The following is an 18,362-nucleotide window of genomic DNA, read 5'->3' as shown; positions in this document are numbered from 1 at the left end:
AGTCCGACGACGCCGACCACGAGAGGGCACAGTGGACACTCGCAGGACCGCCGTCGTGACCGGGGCCGGGCGCGGGATCGGGGCCGCCGTCGCGGAGCGGCTGCACGGGCTCGGCCACCGGGTGGCACTGCTCGACATCGATGCCGGCAGCGTGGGCGCGAAGGCGCGGGAGCTCGACGCCTCCGGCGCCACGGCAGCGCCATTTGCCGTGGACCTGCGGGACCCGGCGGCCGTGCGGGCCGTCGCCGAGGAGGTGCGGCGGGCATTCGGCGAGCCGGACATCCTCGTGAACAACGCGGCCCGCACGCGGAGCCGGTCGGTGTGGGACATCGAGGTGACCGAGTGGGACGACGTGCTGGCGACCAACCTGCGCAGCGTTTTCCTTCTCACGCGCGAGCTCGCGCCGGCGATGCGCGAGCGAGGGTGGGGCCGCGTGGTCAACCTTGCGTCGCTGGCCGGGCAGCAGGGTGGGCAGGTCGCGGGCGCGCACTACGCGTCGTCGAAGGCGGGAGTCCTGGTGCTCACCAAGGTGTTCGCGAAGGAGCTCGCCGCCTCGGGCGTCACGGTGAACGCCGTCGCCCCGGCGGCCACGCGGACACCGGTGATGGACGAGATGGATGCCGAGGAGCTCGAAGCCACCGAGGCCGCCATCCCCGTGGGGCGGTTCGGGCGCGCCGAGGAGGTCGCGGACCTCGTCGCCTACCTGTGCGGCGAGACCACCGGGTACATCACCGGGGCCACGTTCGACATCAACGGCGGCCTGTTCATGCGGTGACTCACACGGTGACTCACATGCTGCGCAGCACCGACACGACCGTGCCCAGCACCACGGCCCGGTCGCCGTCGATCACGTCGTAGGCCGGGTTGCGGGGCTCGAGGTACACGTGGCCGTTGCGGCGCCGGTAGACCTTCACCGTCGCCTCCTCGTCGATCATCGCGGCGACGATCTGGCCCGAGTGCGCCTCGGACTGCTGGCGCACCACGACGATGTCGCCGTCGCAGATTGCGGCGTCGATCATCGAGTCGCCGCGCACGCGCAGGCCGAAGACGTTGCCGCGGCCGGTGAGCCCGCGCGGCAGCTGCAGCATCTCGTCGAGGTGCTCCTCGGCCGAGATCGGCGTGCCGGCGGCGATGTGGCCGACGACCGGAACCGCCACGGAGTCCTCACCGTGCTGCGGCTCGGCCGTGCCGAGGAACGCGCGCACATCGATCGGCCGCGACATCGAGCTGCTGCGCCGCAGGTAACCCTTGTCCTCCAGGCTCGCCAGGTGCTTCGACACCGACGAGGACGACCGCAGCCCCACGGCCTCGCCGAGCTCGCGGCTGCTCGGCGCGTACCCGTGGCGGACCACCCAGTCCCGGATCGTGACCAGGATCTGCTGCTGGCGAAGCGGCAGGGACGAGGCGTCGAGATGGTCGAAGGTGTCGTCGTAGGTGGTCACCCGCCGAATCGTAGAGGTAGGCGCCGCGCGCGCCGGGGACCGGTCCGGTGCGTCGGCGAAGTTCGCCCGGCCGGGGAAGCAACCGCCCGGACCGCCTCGTGGGTGAGGAAGCGACCGGACGTCCCAGGAGAGGGAAATCGCGCATGGACGAAGATCGCTGGTGCGGGATCGACCCGCGCGTACCTGCGGTTTTGTGACGCTCCTGGCCGGGCAGCGGGCTCGGCTGGACCCCGGCCGCGAGGTCGTCGAAAATCTTCCCGATCGGTTTGTCGAATCGTGAGCGGGGCCGTTCGACGCGTCGGTGTGGGCCGGTCAGCGCTTCCGGGAAGAATCCGGATCCCGGCCCGAGGGACAAAGGAGCGGACATGCGGTTTCTCATGATGCACCGGCTGTCGGAGACGCACTCGTCGTGGAACCCCAGCCAGGAGTTCATCGCGAAGATGGGCGAGTTCATCCAGGACTCGGCCGAGAAGGGCATCTTGATCACGGCGGAGGGCGTCCACCCGTCGGAGAAGGGCGCGCTCGTGCGCAAGACGCGCGGCGGTGCCATCAAGGCCACCGACGGCCCGTTCACCGAGGCCAAGGAGGTCATCGGGGGCTTCGCGCTGCTGAACTTCGCGAACCGCGAGGAGGCCGTGGAGTACGCGAAGACCTACGCGGCGCTGTTCGACGACGAGATCGAGGTCGAGGTGCGCCAGGTCGTCGAGTTCGACGAGCTCCCCACCGCGTGACGCCCCGGCCGGTCCGCCCGCCGCGGGCGGACCGGCCGGGTCACCGGTACGAGGGAGCGAACACCGGCACCAGTGCCGGGTCGTTGAACGACGTGATGCGCGCGATGCGCCCGCCGCGCACGGTCAGCACCTGCACGCCGTACGGCTCGTCGGACCCGTCGTCGGTGCGGTGGTGCACGACGAGAGCCGGCTGGCCGTTGGCGCGCGCGGGCGTCATCCGCCAGCGGCCCGGACGCAGCACGCGCGCCGCGAGGAACCGCGTGACGGCGTCGCGGCCGGTGAACCACGTCGGGATCGGCGGCATCTCCAGCTCGACGTCGGCGCGCAGGAGACGGACCAGCGCTTCGGCGTCGGCGCGGGTGAACGCGTCCACGTAGTTCTCGAGCAGCGCCCGGTCGGTCTCGCCGGTCGGTTCGGTCATCTCGTCCTCGATCGGTCCGGCCTCGGCGAGGTGCGTCCGCGCGCGGCGCAGGGCGCTGTCGACGGCCGCCGCGGTCGTGTCGAGCAGCTCCGCGACCTCGGCCGTCGGGAAGGCCAGCACGTCGCGCAGCGTCAGCACGGCCCGCTGCCGAGCCGGTAGCAGCTGCAGCGCGGCGATGAACGCGAGCCGCACCCCGGCCCGCGCCGCGGCGGCCACGGCCGGGTCCCCGGCGCCGAACTCGGGGGCCGGCTGGAGCCACGCGACCGACGGCTCACGCGAGGCCACCGGCACCCGGTGGTCGTCGGCCGGCGCGCCCAGGCCCGACGGCAGCGGCCGCCGAGCCTGGGTCGCCAGCGCCGTCAAACAGGCGGTGGTGGCGATCTTGTACAGCCAGCGCCGCACCGACGACCGGCCCTCGAATCCGCCGAACCCGCGCCAGGCCCGCAGATACGTCTCCTGCACGAGGTCCTCGGCGTCGTGGATCGAGCCCAGCAGCCGGTAGCAGTGCGCGAGCAGCTCCGGCCGGAACGGCTCGGTCAGCGCGCTGAACTCGGCGTTCGACGGCATGGCTTCTCCCGTGGTGCGCAGGAGTCCACTGTAGAGGCCGCTCACGGCAGCGGGCGCACGCCGGCACCGCCGACGACGTGCTCCGGCGCGGCGGTCTCGTCGGCCGCCAGCTCCAGCACGGCCTTGGCCACCTGCTCCGGCGTGAGCACCGGCTGCAGACCCTCGATGAACGCGTCGCGGGCCACGCCCTGGCGGGCCGCGTAGGCGGTGACGCCGGCCGAGCCCACGCCGGCCGTCGGCGTGAGCTGGGGGAGCAGCGTGAGGAAACGCAGGCCCAGCCCGGCGCGCTCGGCTTCGTCGGCCGCGTAGCCGCGCAGGTAGCGGACCGCGGCCTTGGCGCTCGCGTAACCGCCGCTGAGCGGCGACCCGGCCAGCGCCGCACCGCTCGACATCGACACGACCACGCCGCCGGGCGCGAGCGGCTCACGCAACGCCGCGCGGGTCCACTCGAAGACGTGCCGCGTGTCGGTGTGCCAGTTGCGGCTGAAGGTTTCCCAGGTCTGGTCCTGCACCGGCGCCATGTGCGGCGTCGCGCCGGCGTTGAGCACGAGCAGATCGGGCCGGTAGTCGCGGAGCACGGCCGCGGCCAGCGTTTCGTCGGTCGCGTCGGCGGCCAGGGGCGTGAAGAGCTCGCCGGCCTCGTCGCGGACGGCGAGCAGATCGTCTTCACTGCGCGCGATCCCGACGACGCGCGTGCCGGCGGCCACGAGCGCGACGGCGATCGCGCGCCCGAACCCACGGCCGGCTCCGGTGACGACGGCGGTCTGGAAAGACATCGGACACTCCCGGGTGGTGAGGGAATTCGGTCCGCATCAAGACCGCCCGGTGCCGTGAAAACCGTCGGCCTGCCGCTGTGTCTTGGGTCACATCAGGCTCAGCGGTGCAGGTTCCGCGCTTGCGTGAGAATCGTCCTCTCGCGGCCGGCCACCGGATCGTATAACGACCTATACAGTGTCCTTTGTGGACACCCGCGCTCCGCCGTCGGTCTCCCAGTCGTAGACGACCGTGGTCCGGAGGACGACGTCCTGCAGGGACCGGCGGTGGGGGCTCACGATCACCCACAGCAGCCCGATCGGGAAGACCACGCAGAACAGCGCCCGGGCCGCGGCGCGGACCCAGCCCAGGCGCCGGCCGCGGCCCACGACGCGGAGGCCGAGCAGCGCCTCGCCGTAGCTGCGGCCGATGGTGGCCCAGCTGACCGTGAGGTACACGATCGCGACGGCCGCGGAGATTCCGCCGGCCAGTGCCGGCGGTGCCGCGGGCCATCGGAACCCCAGCGGTGAGGCCGCGAACAGCGCCGCCACCACCGCGAGGTAGCCGCCGACCGTGAGCAGCCCGGTCACGGCCGCGTCGAGCAGGGCGGCGACCAAGCGCGTGACGATGCCCGCCGGCCCCTCAGGCGGGCCGGTCACCACGGCGCCGCAGCACGCGGCCGACCACCCGGGCCACGGCGTCGTCGGCGTTCACCCCGGCACCCCGCACGCCCCGGATCGCTTCGCCCGCAACGGTTCCGCTCGACTGCCGCACGACTTCAGGCAGGTCCATCGCGGCCACGAGGTCGCCGAAGTCCAGTGTGGACACCATGGCCGCCACGTCGACCTCGGCGAGTACGGCGTCGAGGTCCACGTGCTCACCGACCAGCTTCGGCAGGTCGACCGCGTCGAGCACGGCCGCGGCGGCCGCGGTCACCACGTCCCGCACCGCGCGGCGCGCCACGTCCTCGGGCACGGCGGTCGTCAGCACGGCCCAGCCCGCCCGCCGCAGCGGGGTGGACGCCCACCAGCCGGCCTTGAGCGCCACCGCGCCCAGCCCCAGCACTGCGCCGACGCGATCGGGCTCGTCGTTCACGGCGTCCCCCTTCAGCCGGTCGCCGCCGGCCGGTCGCCGGGGACGTCGAGGAACTGGATCACGGCGAGGACCACCAGCAGCACGAGGGCGATCAGCAGCACCGCGAGCCCGCTCGGCCGATCGAGGAACAGGAACACGAGCACGGCGATCGCGACGGCACCGGCGCGCAGGGCCACGCGGTAGGTGTGCACCCACTTGCCGAGGCCGGTGGCGCGCAGGCCGCTGCGCGAGCGCAGCCACGTCAGTCCCTTGACCACGCCCTGGCGGATGTGGACGGCGGTCGACGAAGGACCGGCGAGGAAGGCCCCGAGCGCCACCACGATCCCGACCGCGAACAGGGTTCTCAGACCGTCGCGCAGGAACCGCAGCACGATGTCGAACGCCGCCGAGACCGGTGCCGCCGAGCGGCTCGGGACCGCGTCGACGACGATGGTTCGCCCGATCGCGAGCCCGATCGCGAGGACCAGCATGCTGAACGCGAACCCGAGCGCGGCGGCGATGAGCGCTCGCCGTTTGTGCCGGGCGATGTAGACGCCCGCGGCGAGCAGCACGATCGCGATCCACGGCAGCCACGTCGCGAGCCGGTCGAGGGTGGTGTACCACGAGCGGGCTTTCACCAGGCCGGCCGCGTCGGCGACCTGGATCGTCGGGTGGACCTCGGGGATGCGGTTCACGATGGTGAGCCCGTCGGCGGCGAGCTGCTGCTTCGCGTCGTCGATGAACGGCGCGAGGTCGAGCACGACCTTGTCGCCCTGGATCGCGATGGCCGACGCCGACCCGTTGAGCACGGCGACCGCCTGCTGGTGGGCTGTGCGGATCACGCGGTCCCAGGTCTGCGCGATCCGGTCGCTGGCGACGAGGGTCGCGACCCGGCCGTGCACGAAGCTCTGCACGCCCGACGCGAGCGGACCGGTCAGGGCCTCGAGCCGGTCGGTGACGGCCGGCGGGACGCCCTGGGCCGCGAGGGCGCCGACGGCGTCGGTCGCGATGGCCTGCACGTTGATGTTCGTGAAGATCGCCTCGGTGACCCGGTCGGTCACGGCGGCCTGCACCGCCGGGTCGCGGATCAGCGGGCTCATCGTGGCGGTGAACCGGTCGGTGTCGGAGATCTGGTTGTTCACCCACACCGACGCGAGCGCGAGCGGCGCGAGGATGCAGCCGAGCACGATGAGGATCGAGGACACGATCGGCCGCCAGCTGAGGTGGCGGCGTTCGCGGGTGGCCCGCAGCCGGGCGACTTCGAGCCGCAGTTGTTCCAGCTCGGCCCGCTCGTCCGCGGTCGGCTCGGTGAGGTGGTCCGTGCGCTCCGACATGACCGGCCCGGTCCGATCAGCTCGACATCATTTCCCGCAGCGCGGCTTCCTGCTCTGCGGACAGGTTGGACTGCAGCAGCTCCGGCTTGTGGCCGCCGGCCTCGATGGCGGCCTTCACCTTGTCGACCACCGCGTCGCTGGACATCAGGAACAGGGCCGAGGTGCCGGGGGTGATCTTGTCGCGCACGGACTTGATGAAGTCGTCGTCGATGCCGACGTCGGTCAGCGAGCCGGCGAGCGCACCGGTGGCCGCGCCGATGGCGGCGCCGATGAGCGGCATCAGGAAGATCAGGCCGAACAGCATGCCCCAGAACATCCCGCTCATCGCGCCGCCGGCGGTGAGGTTGCGCAGCTGCCGGGTCTTCGGCTTCTTGGCGTCCGGTTTCCACGACACGGTGGCCGCGTCGTGGATCGCGATCAGTTCCTGCTTGGCCAGGCTCCGGAGGGTGTCGACCGCGTTGTCGGCTCCGTCGGGGCTGTCGAACTTCCACACCGTCAGCGTCGTCATCGTGCTCTCCTGTCGGGTTCGCGGTCTGCGCCGAGGTCACCGTCGCCCGGCGCGGCCCCGTGCGCCTCGCCCCTGCGGGGTGAGACCCGCCGCCGCGCCACCGCGGCGCCCAGCCGCAGCTCGGTGCGCCGCACCGCGTCGTGCCGGGCGGCCTGCGCGCCGGCGTCGAGCGCGCGCACGAGGGGTGAGCCGGGGCCGTGGCGGGCGCGGATGCTGGCGATGCGCTCGGCGAAGTCGGTCGGGCGGCCGTCCGGGGTCGTGCGCATGTCGCAGAACCACAGGGCGTCGCGCAGCACGGTGCGCTCGTCCGGGTAGCGGGCGAGGTCGGCCCCGAGCCCGCGCTCCTCGGCGATGAACTGGGCGGCCGAGTGCTGGGCCACGAGGTTGACCAGCCGGGGCGGTGCCGACACCGCGACGAGGAACCGGGCGCCGTCGAGCGGGTGGTAGCCGGACACGATGAGCCCAGGCGCGTAACCGATGTCGTGCAACAGCGCGGCCGCCACGAGCAGCTCTTCCTCTTCGGCGGACAGCAGGCTCGGCCCAATCTGCCGCCCGCACTTCGCGACTCCCTGCACGTGGTCCCACCGGCGGGGCAGCTCGCGCGAAAGGTGGCGCTGCGCGAGGCCCCGGGCCCACGCGATCAGCGCACCGCGAGGGCGCGTCGCCGGTTCAGCGGCGGCTGTGGCGGGTTCGGAGTACATCGGAGGCATGTGCGACCAGCGCCCAGATGACCAGCACGTCGAGGGTGAGCACGACCAGCGCCCAGAACGGCGCGGCGGGCAGGAAAGTCAGGTGTGCCAAGGCACTGAGCCCGGCGATCGCGACGCCGGGGTAACGCGCCCAACTCGCTCGCGCGAACAGCCCGAACGACGTGAGCACCGCGGCCGCGCCCAGCACGAGGTGCACCCAGCCCCAGCCGGTGAGGTCGAACAGCAGGGTCCCGTGCGCGGTCACGGCGTAGTACTGCGGGTCGAGCAGCGCCGTGAGCCCTTCGACCAGGGTGAAACTGCCGAGCAGGAACATCATCGTGGCACCGAAGAAGATCCAGCCGGCCCAGCCGGAGTCCTCGGCGGCGGACTCCTGCGCGGGTGCGGCCGGGCGTACAGCGTGATGGCTCATGGTCGGGTCCCTTCTCCTGGCCGCGGACATCTTCGACGGCCCGGCTCGTGGGCGCTTCGCCCGGTGCGGATGAAAGCGTCCTTTCCGGACGTCAGCCGGCCGGCCGTCCGGCGAGCACGCGGAACAGCACGCGTAGCGCCTCGCCCATGCCTTTGGGCGCGGCTGCCGCGGGGGCGACGCCGGGCGCGTCCAGTGGCACGCGGACGCGCAGCGCGCCGGGCAGCGTGCGGAACCGCAGTGGTGGTTCCAGCCGAAGGGCTTCGCCGTCGACGCCGATGTCCACAAGGGACTGTCCCGAGCTCACCACGAACTCCTCGGCCTGCCACTCCCGGTAGCCGGGGTAGCGGGCGAGCTGGCCCGTGAGCTCCGCGGTGACCAGCGCGGGCAGGTCGCGCGCTCGGTCGACGTTCACGGTGACGATGCCGAGCGCGCCGCTGTCGAGCCGTTCGCGCGAGCCGAAGCCGCTGAGTCGGTCGAGGCGGTAGGCGCCGTTGGACACGAGCACGATGTCGGCCGGCGGCCGGTCGTCCTCGCCGGGCACGCGGTACTGGAGGTCGAAGTGCTCGGAGTCGGGGCCCAGCAGTTGCGGCAGCTGCCCGGCCACCGTCGACACCTTGGCGTCGCGGTAGCCCGGCGACTGGACCACCGTGGCGTACACGCCGAGCGAAGCGTTGTTCACGAACACCCGGTCGCCGATCAGCGCGAGATCGATGCGGTGCTCGGCCGCTTCGCCGTACGCGTCGAGGGCGGCGGTCACGTTCTCGCGGTCGAGCCCTAGGTCGAGAGCGAAGTGGTTGCGCGTGCCGGCGGGCACGCACACATACGGCAGCCCGTGGCGGCGTGCGACGTCGGCGACCAGCGCCTGGGAGCCGTCGCCGCCGGCCATCCCGAGCACGTCCGCGTGGTTGGCGGCCTCTTCGGCGAGCTCCCGCAGGTCGTCGCCGCGGCGCAGCACGACGGGGGTGATGCCGCGTTTTCGCGCCTCGCGTTCGAGGTCGAACTGCGCCACCTTCCCGCCGCCGGAGCGGGGGTTCATCAGCAGCACGCCGTGGCGCGCGGGACCGACGCGGTCGGCCCGCACCCGCCGGGCCAGGTCGTGGCCGATCGCCACCCGGGCGGCCAGCGCTGCGAGCACCATCAGCCCGAGCACCAGCAGCAGCACCACGAATGTGCGCAGGTCCGGCAGCAAGGCGATGGCGGCGAGGGCGAGGACCGCGATGATGCTGAGCACGATCCGCGCGAGCCCGTGGCGGACCAGCGCGGCCCAGGCCGCGATCGTGGCGATCACCAGCAGCACCACGGCGAGCACCAACTGTCCCGGGCTGCGGAGCGCGGCGAGGACCGCCACGACTATCGCGGCGGCCAGCGCGAGGAGGGCGCCGAGCGCGCACGCGCGCCGGGCGAGCGACGGAGCGGGGCCGGTCATGCGCCGACCCTGCGTGGGCGGGCGGCCCCGTGTCGTCACCCCGTCCGGATGATGCCTCGTCTCACCCCGTGCGGGGGAGGAAAGGCGCTCGCCGGCGGGTGAAGCTGCCCCGATGGTGCTGACCTCACGACGTTCGACGTTCGAATCCCGAGCAGACCGGATCGCGCGAGGCAAGGACGCCCGCGCTGCCGCTCCGCGGTCGAGCCACGCCGGGTTCACGCGCGAACGCGGCCGCCCGGATCCGCTGGAACTGCTCGCGCGCCAGGACGAGGCGCGGGTCAAAGAACTGCTGCCGATCCGCTACGGGCGCATGGCGGTGTCGCCGTTCACCTACTTCCGCGGTGCCGCGCTGCCGATGGCGAGCGACCTGTCCGGCACGCCGGTGAGCGGGCTGCGGGTCCAGGCCTGCGGCGACGCGCACCTGATCAACTTCGGCGTGTTCGCCTCGCCGGAACGCAAGCTCGTGTTCGACATCAACGACTTCGACGAGACGCTGCCCGGCCCCTGGGAGTGGGACGTGAAGCGCCTCGCGGCGAGCCTCGAGATCGCGAGCCGGCACAACGGGTTCTCCGCCCGCCAGTGCCGCGGTGTGGTGGTCGCGACGATCGCGCAGTACCGCAAGGCGATGCGGGAGTTCGGCGAGCGCACCGCGCTCGACGTCTGGTACGCCCACGCCGACGTCGATCAGGTGGAGGCCTTGTACGCCAATCGCTTGGGCGGGCAACGGCGCCGGATGATCGAGAAGGGCATGGCCTCGGCTCAGGCGCACGACAACCTCGGCGCCCTGCGCCGCTTCACGTCGGTCACCGACGGCAAGGTGCAGATCAAGCCCGACCCGCCGATCGTGCTGCCCCTGGAGGAGATGGCGCACACCAAGAAGGCCGTGGACGAGGTGCGCAAGCAGCTGAACTCGATCCTGCAGGCCTACCGCGCCACGCTGGAACCCGAGCGGCGCGTGCTGCTCGACCGCTACCGGATCGTGGACATAGCGCACAAGGTCGTGGGTGTCGGCAGCGTCGGCACGCGGTGCTGGATGGTCCTGCTGCTCGGCAACGACGACCGCGACCCGTTGTTCCTGCAGGCGAAGGAAGCCGGCCCATCGGTGCTGGAGGAGTTCGCCGGGCCCAGCGACTACGACAACGCGGGGCGCCGCGTGGTCGTAGGCCAGCGGCTGATGCAGACGGTGAGCGACATCTTCCTGGGCTGGGTCCACGTGACCGGTACCGACGGCCGCCCACGCGACTTCTACCTGCGCCAGCTGCGCGACTGGAAGGGCTCGGCCAACGTCGAGACGATGGACCCGCGCGACCTGCGCACCTACGGCATGCTGTGCGCGTGGACGCTCGCGCGCGCCCACGCCCGCACCGGCGACAGCGTCGCGATCGGTGCCTACGTCGGCTCCGGTGACTCGTTCGACCAGGCGATCGCCGAGTTCACGCACGACTACGCCGACCAGAACGAGAAGGACCACGCGGCGTTGCTCAAGGCCATCAAGACGGGTGCGGTCCTGGCCGAGTCGGGGAGGTGAAGGCGCGGCAGCTGCTCGGCCCGGGTGTGCTGCGCCCCGTGCTGACGGTGGCGACGCTCATCGCCGTGTACTACCTGCTCCCGGTGGACCGGCAGCTCGACGCGTGGACGATCGTGGGGCTCGTCGTCGGGGTCATGCTGGTCGCGGTCCTGGTGGTGGTCGAGGCGCGCGCGATCCTGCGCTCCACGCGCCCGGCGTTACAGGGGATCCAGGCGCTGGCGCTGGTGGTGCCGCTGTTCCTGCTGGTGTTCGCCAACGTGTACTACGTGCTGCAGTACAACGTGCCCCAGAGTTTCAGCACGCCGCTGAACCGCACCGATTCGCTGTACTTCGTGGTCACGGTGTTCGCGACGGTCGGGTTCGGTGACATCGTGCCCGTGACGCAGGCCGCGCGCCTGCTGGTCACGGCGCAGATGCTCGCGAACCTGCTGGTGGTGGGCGTCGCGTTGCGAGTGATCCTGACGGCCGTGCAGCGCAGCCGGGCGCGTCCGGGCCTGGGTTCACCGCTTCGCTTGCCTGGGGATCAGCAGCGCCGTGACGACGCCGATGAGGCCGAGGCACACGAGCATGATCAGGGCGATGCCGAACGGCCCGTTGCCCGGGACGGCCGCGCCGGCGAGCACGGAGCCGACCAGCGCGGTGCCCAGTGACGAGCCGAGGTTCGACACGCTGCGCGAGACGCCCGAGATGTCGCCCTGCGCCTCTTCCGGCGAGCTCGACTGCACGAGGTTGACCGACGCCGTCAGCATCACGCCGATCCCGAGGCCCATCAGCAACAGCCCGGGCGTGAACGTCCAGACGCTCGAGTCTTCCCGGACCAGCACCAGCATCAGCGCCAGGCCCAGCGTCGTGGAGCTGAAGCCGAAGCGGATCAACCTGCGCAACGAGTGGCGCCGCGACATCCGTCCCGCGAGGGCCGACGCGGCGAGGATGCCGATGGTGGCGGGCACGAGCACCAGCCCCGTCTCGATCGCGTTGAAGCCGCGGATCTGCTGCAGGAACACCGACGTCACGAAGAACGCCCCCTGCATGACCAGCCACTGCAGCACCTGGGTGACGAGCCCGAGGTTCGATGCCTTGCTGCGGAAGATCTTCAGCGAGAAAAGCGGGGCTCGCCCCGCGTGCTCCACACGCCGCAGGTGCAGGACGAAGATCGCCAGCAGCACGACTCCGATCGCGACGTAGATCCACACCGGCGACATGCCGCCCTGGGGGATCACCACCGTGCCACCGATCGTGAAGTCCTCACGCGACTTGAGCCACCCGTAGGTGGAGCTCTGCAGCACACCGAAGACCACGAAGAACAGCCCGGCCGCCGACAGCACCGCGCCCCACACGTCGAAGTGCGGCGGGCGCTCGGCGATCGGCGGGTCGACGATGCGCAAGGCGAGGACGATGATCAGCACGATCACGGCCACCTGGAAGAGGAACGACGCCCGCCAGCCGAGGTAGCTCGTGATCAGACCGCCCAGCAGCGGCCCCGCCGCCGCGCCGAGCCCCGCCGCCCCGCTCACGATCCCGAAGTTGCGGGCGCGGGCGCTCACGTCTTCGAACACCACCGTGACGAGGATGTAGATCGGCGGGATCAGCAGCGCCGACCCGATGCCCTCCAGCAGCGAGTACCCCACGATCAGCAGCCCGATGCCCTGCGCGAAGGACGACAGCAGCGCGCCCGCGCCGTAGATCACGAGGCCGGCGATGAAGCAGACCTTGCGGCCGAGGAAGTCCGTGAGCTTGCTGCCGGGGATCATCAACGCGGCCATCGTGAGCGTGAACAGCGTGATCGCCGTCTGGATGCTGATGACCGTGGTACCGATGTCGTCGGCGATCGTGCTGATCGCCACGTTCATGTTCGTCGCCGCGTAGCTCGCGATGAACTGCCCGAGCGCGAGCGGCACTACGACGGCGGAAGCGGAGACGCTCTTCGATCCCGTGGCCATCGGGGGCCCCTCTCCTCGATGCCCCACCTTGTGAACCCGCGGCTTCGACGGCATCACCTGCTGCGGATGACTGTGTCGGGCCGACCAGCAACAACGCTTGCGGGAGTCTGTGGGAGCGGACGGGGGTCCGTCCCGCGCGGTCCCACAGTTCGCAGCTGCGGCTTCTCGCCGAGCGCGGCGAACAGGCGAGCGTTCGCCTCGCGGCCGTCGCGGCACTGTCCAAGGACAACGCGCTCACTTCCGACGCCGTCAAGCAGATCATCACCGCGCCCTGGTGGGCCCGCGACGCGAAGGCGCTGCTTGCCGTCGCGGGCTCGGTGCCGCCCACCGTCGTGTTCGCGTGGCTCGACAGCGCGGGAGTCCACTCGGTGCCGTGGCCAGCCGCCCCGCCTTGTTGACCGAACGCTCCGCCGCCCGCGACGCACTGGCGGAGTCGCTGGAGGTGCTCACTTCCGCCGACGTTCTCACGCGCGACGGACGTGACCAGGTCGCCGGCCTTCACTACGCTCTGCGTCTTGCCGACCGATAAGGGAGAACACCTCATGCCAGACGAGCCCACCGCACTCGCCGCGTTCGGCTACGAGCTCGGGCTGCTCAAGCGCATCCGCCGCACGGGGTGGTGGCACGTCGGCGTCCGCGACCCCGAGTCGGTCGCGGAACACAGCATGCGCGCGGCACAGATCGCGGCGCTGCTCGCCGCGGAGGAAGGCGCGAGCCCGGAGCGGGCCGCGTTCCTCGCGCTCTGGCACGACACGCAGGAGACCCGCACCGGGGACATCCCGCACACCGCGGCCAAATACATGAGCAAGCCCGAGCCCCGCGAGATCACCGCCGACCAGACAGCCTCCCTGCCGGACGCTTCCCGCGCCATGGTTCGGACCGCGGTGGACGAGTACGAGACCCGGCAGACCATCGAGGCGAAGTGCGCCAAGGACGCCGACAAGCTCGAAATGCTGTTCCAGGCCGTCGAATACCGAGAAATCGGAGTCGAGCGCGTCGCCGGATGGATCGACTCCGCCCGCAAGGGCCTCACGACCGAGACGGCTCGGCGTATCGCCGAGGCCGCCGTCACCCTGTCCCCGCTGGCGTGGCGGGACCGTTGAGCGCGGTCGTCGAGAAAAGCGTGGCCTGAGCACGAGAAGGCCCGGCATTGCTTCGCCGGGGCTTTCAGCCGTTCGTGCCTTTTAGCGGACGATGTGGCGGTACAGAGCGACAAGGCCGCTGGCGGCCACGACACAGCCAATGAGCGTCAGCGCGAGAGCCACGAAGACCTCGATCCCCACGTTCGCGTCTGCTGTCGGCGACGTGATGCGCGGAAGGCGGATCGCCCAGTAGGTCAAGAGGATCCCGAGCGGCACCACTATCCGAACGATGATCACGGACAGCGGGGTTTGCCGGGGCGAGCGGTCTTCGGCCGGCATCAGCATTTCCTCCCTGGGTATGTGCTGAGTACTCGCTGCAACCGTGCGCTGCGTTACGGCGGTCATGCGAGCCTCACGCGGCAGGCGAGAGTGTTGGTGTGCTCAAGCGGCACCGGCTCGGCACCTGCAATCACGCGCCCGTCGTAGGTGATGGCGCAGCTCGCTGTCTCGTCGCTGATTGGCGCGGCCACGTACACGAGGATGCTGAGCTGCTCGGCCGGCTTGGCGGTGGCGAAGTGCGCCGAGTCGTACCCGGCCGCCGCCCAGAGGGCGAGCAGAGCCACTCCCACGATCACGACGGCAAGCCCAGCGAGCGCCGCGGCCGCCACGCGTTTCACGGTTGGTAGCTTCGGGGTGTACGGCGCCGACCCTTCACGAGCTCGGTCTCCATCGCGTCCGAAGTGGACAGCGAGCGGGGCTCCGGCGGGTCATCCGCAGCAGCTGATGTGTCAAAACCGTTGACCAGCGTGAACAAGTCGATCGTGGGACAAACGTGGGACGGATGACTGATCATCCGAGGAGTTCCCTTACCGGCCTGCGCCGAGGGCTCAGGGTGTGAAGACGATCCGCTCGCCGGGGTCGGACGGTGCCGTCCAGGTGCTCTCGACGTCGGCGAGCGGGACGGCTTTCGCGGCGGTGGTGAAGGTGCCGGCGGCGAGCTCGTCGAGCAGGGACGGCAGTTCGGCGACGATGCCGGCGGCGGTGAGCGAACCCTGACCGCTGCCCATGATCCGCTGACTAGGCGTCCGAGAGTTCTTCCCGGCCGCGTTCGGTTAGCAGGTAGCAGTGCGGACGAAGCGGATCGGACTTGGGCCATTCGTCGGTGATCCAGCCACGCTGCCGCATCTGCTGCAGCAGGGGGTACAGGCGCGCGTTGTGTACGCCGACCGCTGCGCGCAGATCCGCAGCCGAGAAGCGTGCGCCGTGACCGCCGCCGAGGAACGCCGACGCCAGCTTGTCCATTTCCCGGGCTGTCCGCATGACCAAATGGTAACCGGAGCATGCGCACGCCGTCAGTCTTCGCCGTCCTGCGCCGGCGGATCCGGACGCCACCGGAACCGGCTGGACCGGTAGCCGCCACCCGGGCGTGTGGGCCCGGTCGGCTGCCGGGGCGGCCCACTTTCCAACGGCCCCGATCACCCAGTTGCCCTCCTGTCCTCCGGCAAGGCAGCTACGGGTGTCGCGCGGCCGATTCGGTGGCTTCGTCACCGCTTCGGCCTGTCGTCCGGCGGCGGTGGCTGGATCGGTCGGGGCTGTGGGGTGGAGTTGTTCTCCGTCGGTCGGGTCGTTCGGTGGTTCTTGCCCGATACCGGCCGGGTCGGTCCCGTTCCGGCGGTATTTCGTTCCTTTGCCATCAGCTGTCCTCTTACGGTGTTGTCGAAAAATGGGCAGGTGGAACCCGGCCGCCGCGCGGGGTCGAGGCACAGCGCGGCGGCCGGAGATCGGGTGGTTCAGGTGGGCGGCTCGGCGATCACTCGTCGGTTTCGATCACGGCGCCGGTGTCGGGATCGGTCAGGACCTCAGTGCCGTCGTCTTGGATCCAGACGCCCATCAGCGCGGCCGCGGGAGCGCTCGCGGCCGGCTGCGCAGACCTGGATGGTTCGGCGGTATGGACCAGCCGAGGGCGCGGCGGTAAGCCATATCGCAGTACGGGCACTGGGTCGGCACGCCCTGTGCCGTGCGTTGCTTGAGCGGCTCGAACTCGGCGGCCGCCGACTCGCCGCACAGCATCGTGATGCCGTCGCCCGGGGCCGGAATGGCCGTTAGCGTGGTGCGGTGCCACACGCCGTCGATCACGGGGTGGATCGCCGCTGGGTCGATGTAGATCAGCGCGCTCATGGCCGCCACCGTGTGTCGCCATCTGTCATGATGAGCAGGCAATCAGCATCACCCCGTTACGAGGAGTAGCCGCCGAGGTGGCCATTCGCTGGGGGTGGCCAGAAGAGAGGGCCACGTGCCGTGGCCACTACGCCAGGTGGAGCACAGGGGGTAGACATGGAGCCCGACACGATCGGCGAGCTGCTCCGTCACCTCCGTGCTCAGTCGGGACGGTCGCAGGCAGAGCAGGCAGACACGCTGTCGACGCTGTCCGGCCGGCCGGTCACCCGGAACGAGGTCTCGCGCTGGGAGGCGGAAAGGCGCTTGCTGACGCCGTTCTGGCAGCAGCACTTCGCGGACAGCTTCGACGTTGACGGCCGGCTGCTCCGGGATGCCGTGGTGACCTCACGCACGGCGCGGCGGCGAGCGAAGGGAGACGAAGGCGCGGTGCACAGGCGAGAGTTCATCGGGGCCATGGCGTCCCTCGCGTTGCCGCTCAGCCTCGCGCAGCCGCCGACAGACCTGCGGATCGGGCAGGCCGACATCGACCGCCTGCGACGCCGCACCGCCCGGCTGCGCCGCCTGGACGACGTGCTCGGCGGGGGCGACACCGCGCCCGTCTACGCCGCCGAGGTCACCACGACGCAGGACCTGCTCAACCGCGGCAGCTACACCGGCGATATCGGGCGCGAGCTCCACGTGCTGCTCGCCGAGCAGTTGCAGCAAGCCGGCTGGGCCGCGTTCGACCACGGCGATCACCGGCAGGCCAGCCGCTTCTACGATGACAGCCGTCGCGTTGCCGAGCAGGCCGGCGCCCGGGCCCTCGCCGGCAATGCACTCGCCTACGCGGCCTACCAGCAGACGACGACGGCGAAGGACGGCACCGCGGACGCGGACGCCTCGTACGAGGTCGCACGCGAGGCCGCCACGCCGAAGGTGTCGGCGCTGCTGCTCTCGCGCAAGGCGTGGGCGCATGCGGTCGCCGGGGACGCGCGGCAGGCCGACACGGCGCTCGCCATGGCTCGCGACGCCTTGCACCGCTCCGACGACAGGCCGGAGCCCGACTGGGTGTTCTGGGTCGACGGTGCCGAGGTCGACATCATGGCCGGCCGCTGCTGGACCGAGCTACGCCGCCCGCTGCGCGCGGTCCCCGTGCTGGAACGCGTGCTCGGCGACTTCGACGACACGTGCGCCCGCGACAAGGCCCTCTACCTCACATGGCTGGCGACCTCGTACCTGCAGGCGCACGAAGTCGAGCACTCCGCCGCGACACTACGCCGCGCCCACGAGCTCGCCGTCGGCGTCGCCTCGACCCGCCCGGGTGCTCGGATCGCCGCCGTCGCGCGCAAGCTCGACCGGCACCGTGACGTTTCCGAGGTCGCCCAGGTGCTCGACGAGATCCGCGCGTGACTCAGCTCTCAGGCGCGGTCGCCGTCTCCATCCACCGCAGGTAGTCCGCCGAGCCGCGCGCCAGCACGATCCCGGTCACCTCGGGCTTGTCCCACGGGTGCTCGGCGCAGATGTGCGCCTCCAGCTCGTCGTAGCGCGCGCCGGTCGTCTTGAACGTAACGACCCATTCCTCGCCCTGGCCGGCCTCCCCGAGGTGCCAGAAGTACGACGCGACGGGGCCGCGTACCTGCGACGTGGCGGCGAGCCGCCGCGCCACCGCTGACGAGGCGATCCGGTCCGCGGACTCGCGGTCCGGCGTGGTGGTCGTGACGATCAGGTGGTCAGCCATGCAGCCACCGTAGACAGCAGAAAGCCCCAGCCGCCGCGAGGGTGACCAAGGGCTCGGCCGGTGTCCGGTCCGCTACTGCTGGGGCGCGAACGACGACGTCCACTGCGCGCCGTCCCACCACTGCATCTGCGCGGCCCGTTGCGGCGACGGGTACCAGCCTGGCGGGGGAGGCGCCCACCGCGCCCACCGCGCCCACCGCGCCCACCGCGGGCGCCTGGGGCACTCCCTGCGGCTTTCCGCTTCCGCTCCCACAGCAGATCGCCGACGGACCCCTTCGGGTGGCCGGAGGTTTCGATGCGGGCAGCCTCGGCCTGTGCTTGCGCGAACCGCGTTTGTTCCCGCAGTTCCTTCAGCTGCACCTTTCCCACGCGCTGCTTCTTCGAGGAACCGCGGACCAGCCCGGCGGTGCCGATCATGAGGGACTTGCGGATGACGCCCATCGTTTGGGAGTGGTTAGTAGCTTCGGGCCGTGCAAGGGGACTCCTCGGATGGTCGGTCATCCGTCCCACGTTTGGCCCACGATCTTGGGGTTGATGCTGGTC

Annotated in this window: 23 protein-coding genes and 1 pseudogene; 6 read left to right on the top strand and 18 right to left on the bottom strand. The window is 71.3% G+C overall.

The genetic code is table 11. From position 1 onward, the window contains the following. Positions 1–31 precede the first annotated feature (31 nt). Entirely contained in the window at positions 32–775 is a 744-nt protein-coding gene (locus ABZU76_RS27865) for an SDR family NAD(P)-dependent oxidoreductase (RefSeq protein WP_354874607.1), read from the top strand. 13 nt (positions 776–788) lie between these two features. Here ABZU76_RS27865 and lexA read toward each other — a convergent pair whose 3' ends face one another. After that, positions 789–1,442 (bottom strand): transcriptional repressor LexA, encoded by a 654-nt coding sequence (gene lexA / locus ABZU76_RS27860; protein WP_220239347.1) that lies wholly within the window; start codon positions 1,440–1,442, stop codon positions 789–791. 365 nt (positions 1,443–1,807) lie between these two features. Here lexA and ABZU76_RS27855 point away from each other — a divergent pair, with 365 nt between their 5' ends. After that, positions 1,808–2,173 (top strand): YciI family protein, encoded by a 366-nt coding sequence (locus ABZU76_RS27855; protein WP_220239349.1) that lies wholly within the window; start codon positions 1,808–1,810, stop codon positions 2,171–2,173. A gap of 40 nt (positions 2,174–2,213) precedes the next feature. Here ABZU76_RS27855 and ABZU76_RS27850 read toward each other — a convergent pair whose 3' ends face one another. The 9 genes from ABZU76_RS27850 to ABZU76_RS27810 form a co-directional block, all read right to left on the bottom strand. Then, a complete protein-coding gene (locus tag ABZU76_RS27850) occupies positions 2,214–3,206 on the bottom strand; it encodes an RNA polymerase subunit sigma-70 (protein WP_354874604.1) in 993 nt (330 codons plus the stop codon). Further along, positions 3,203–3,937 carry an SDR family oxidoreductase gene (locus ABZU76_RS27845; protein ID WP_354874602.1) on the bottom strand — a complete coding sequence of 245 codons (735 nt, stop codon included), beginning with the start codon at positions 3,935–3,937 and terminating at the stop codon, positions 3,203–3,205. The genes ABZU76_RS27850 and ABZU76_RS27845 overlap by 4 nt, the downstream gene beginning before the upstream one ends. 168 nt (positions 3,938–4,105) lie before the next feature. Continuing rightward, the gene (locus tag ABZU76_RS27840; protein WP_354874600.1) at positions 4,106–4,573 is read right to left on the bottom strand and encodes an RDD family protein; all 468 of its coding nucleotides are present in this window, start codon (positions 4,571–4,573) and stop codon (positions 4,106–4,108) included. Beyond that, entirely contained in the window at positions 4,557–5,009 is a 453-nt protein-coding gene (locus ABZU76_RS27835; RefSeq protein ID WP_354874599.1) for a hypothetical protein, read from the bottom strand. The genes ABZU76_RS27840 and ABZU76_RS27835 overlap by 17 nt, the downstream gene beginning before the upstream one ends. Before the next feature lie 11 nt (positions 5,010–5,020). Further along, entirely contained in the window at positions 5,021–6,322 is a 1,302-nt protein-coding gene (locus tag ABZU76_RS27830) for a hypothetical protein (protein ID WP_354874597.1), read from the bottom strand. A 16-nt stretch (positions 6,323–6,338) separates the two neighbouring features. Then, positions 6,339–6,830, bottom strand: a complete 492-nt coding sequence (locus ABZU76_RS27825) for a DUF1269 domain-containing protein (RefSeq protein ID WP_354874595.1) — start codon at positions 6,828–6,830, stop codon at positions 6,339–6,341. After that, a complete protein-coding gene (locus tag ABZU76_RS27820) occupies positions 6,827–7,531 on the bottom strand; it encodes an HD domain-containing protein (protein WP_354874593.1) in 705 nt (234 codons plus the stop codon). Before ABZU76_RS27820 ends, ABZU76_RS27825 begins: the two co-directional genes overlap by 4 nt. Next, the gene (locus ABZU76_RS27815) at positions 7,500–7,949 is read right to left on the bottom strand and encodes a hypothetical protein (RefSeq protein WP_354874591.1); all 450 of its coding nucleotides are present in this window, start codon (positions 7,947–7,949) and stop codon (positions 7,500–7,502) included. The genes ABZU76_RS27820 and ABZU76_RS27815 overlap by 32 nt, the downstream gene beginning before the upstream one ends. Positions 7,950–8,040: 91 nt before the next feature. Then, positions 8,041–9,375 (bottom strand): diacylglycerol kinase family protein, encoded by a 1,335-nt coding sequence (locus tag ABZU76_RS27810; RefSeq protein ID WP_354874589.1) that lies wholly within the window; start codon positions 9,373–9,375, stop codon positions 8,041–8,043. A gap of 112 nt (positions 9,376–9,487) precedes the next feature. Here ABZU76_RS27810 and ABZU76_RS27805 point away from each other — a divergent pair, with 112 nt between their 5' ends. Further along, positions 9,488–10,903 (top strand): DUF2252 domain-containing protein, encoded by a 1,416-nt coding sequence (locus ABZU76_RS27805; protein WP_354874587.1) that lies wholly within the window; start codon positions 9,488–9,490, stop codon positions 10,901–10,903. 134 nt (positions 10,904–11,037) lie between these two features. Then, positions 11,038–11,316, top strand: a pseudogene (locus ABZU76_RS27800) (potassium channel family protein); the annotation flags it as partial. A gap of 87 nt (positions 11,317–11,403) precedes the next feature. On the opposite strand, the gene ABZU76_RS27795 reads toward ABZU76_RS27800, so the two are convergent. Further along, complete coding sequence (locus ABZU76_RS27795; protein WP_354874585.1) at positions 11,404–12,843, bottom strand: MFS transporter; 1,440 nt, start codon at positions 12,841–12,843, stop codon at positions 11,404–11,406. A 542-nt stretch (positions 12,844–13,385) separates the two neighbouring features. On the opposite strand from ABZU76_RS27795, the gene ABZU76_RS27790 reads away from it, so the two are divergent. Next, on the top strand, positions 13,386–13,946 hold the full coding sequence (locus tag ABZU76_RS27790; protein WP_354874583.1) for an HD domain-containing protein: 561 nt from the start codon (positions 13,386–13,388) through the stop codon (positions 13,944–13,946). 81 nt (positions 13,947–14,027) lie between these two features. On the opposite strand, the gene ABZU76_RS27785 is transcribed toward ABZU76_RS27790, so the two are convergent. The 5 genes from ABZU76_RS27785 to ABZU76_RS27765 all read right to left on the bottom strand — a co-directional run bounded on the left by ABZU76_RS27785 (position 14,028) and on the right by ABZU76_RS27765 (position 16,103). Beyond that, complete coding sequence (locus ABZU76_RS27785) at positions 14,028–14,264, bottom strand: hypothetical protein (protein ID WP_354874581.1); 237 nt, start codon at positions 14,262–14,264, stop codon at positions 14,028–14,030. Between the two features lie 62 nt (positions 14,265–14,326). After that, a complete protein-coding gene (locus tag ABZU76_RS27780; protein WP_354874579.1) occupies positions 14,327–14,602 on the bottom strand; it encodes a hypothetical protein in 276 nt (91 codons plus the stop codon). 210 nt (positions 14,603–14,812) lie between these two features. After that, a complete protein-coding gene (locus tag ABZU76_RS27775) occupies positions 14,813–14,992 on the bottom strand; it encodes a hypothetical protein (protein WP_354874577.1) in 180 nt (59 codons plus the stop codon). A gap of 10 nt (positions 14,993–15,002) precedes the next feature. Beyond that, positions 15,003–15,245: a PadR family transcriptional regulator gene (locus ABZU76_RS27770; protein ID WP_220239361.1), complete on the bottom strand. Its 243-nt coding sequence runs from the start codon at positions 15,243–15,245 to the stop codon at positions 15,003–15,005. Positions 15,246–15,815: 570 nt separating this feature from the next. Then, a complete protein-coding gene (locus ABZU76_RS27765) occupies positions 15,816–16,103 on the bottom strand; it encodes a hypothetical protein (protein WP_354874575.1) in 288 nt (95 codons plus the stop codon). Between the two features lie 156 nt (positions 16,104–16,259). On the opposite strand from ABZU76_RS27765, the gene ABZU76_RS27760 reads away from it, so the two are divergent. Beyond that, a complete protein-coding gene (locus ABZU76_RS27760; protein ID WP_354874573.1) occupies positions 16,260–17,492 on the top strand; it encodes a helix-turn-helix transcriptional regulator in 1,233 nt (410 codons plus the stop codon). A 1-nt stretch (position 17,493) separates the two neighbouring features. On the opposite strand, the gene cutA is transcribed toward ABZU76_RS27760, so the two are convergent. Then, positions 17,494–17,820, bottom strand: a complete 327-nt coding sequence (gene cutA / locus ABZU76_RS27755; protein ID WP_354874571.1) for a divalent-cation tolerance protein CutA — start codon at positions 17,818–17,820, stop codon at positions 17,494–17,496. A gap of 72 nt (positions 17,821–17,892) precedes the next feature. Then, entirely contained in the window at positions 17,893–17,946 is a 54-nt protein-coding gene (locus ABZU76_RS27750) for a hypothetical protein (protein WP_354874711.1), read from the bottom strand. Positions 17,947–18,362 lie beyond the last annotated feature (416 nt).

The organism is Amycolatopsis sp. NPDC005232 (genome assembly GCF_040607795.1).
Taxonomy (GTDB): domain Bacteria; phylum Actinomycetota; class Actinomycetes; order Mycobacteriales; family Pseudonocardiaceae; genus Amycolatopsis.
This window is presented reverse-complemented; position numbering and strand designations above follow the sequence as displayed.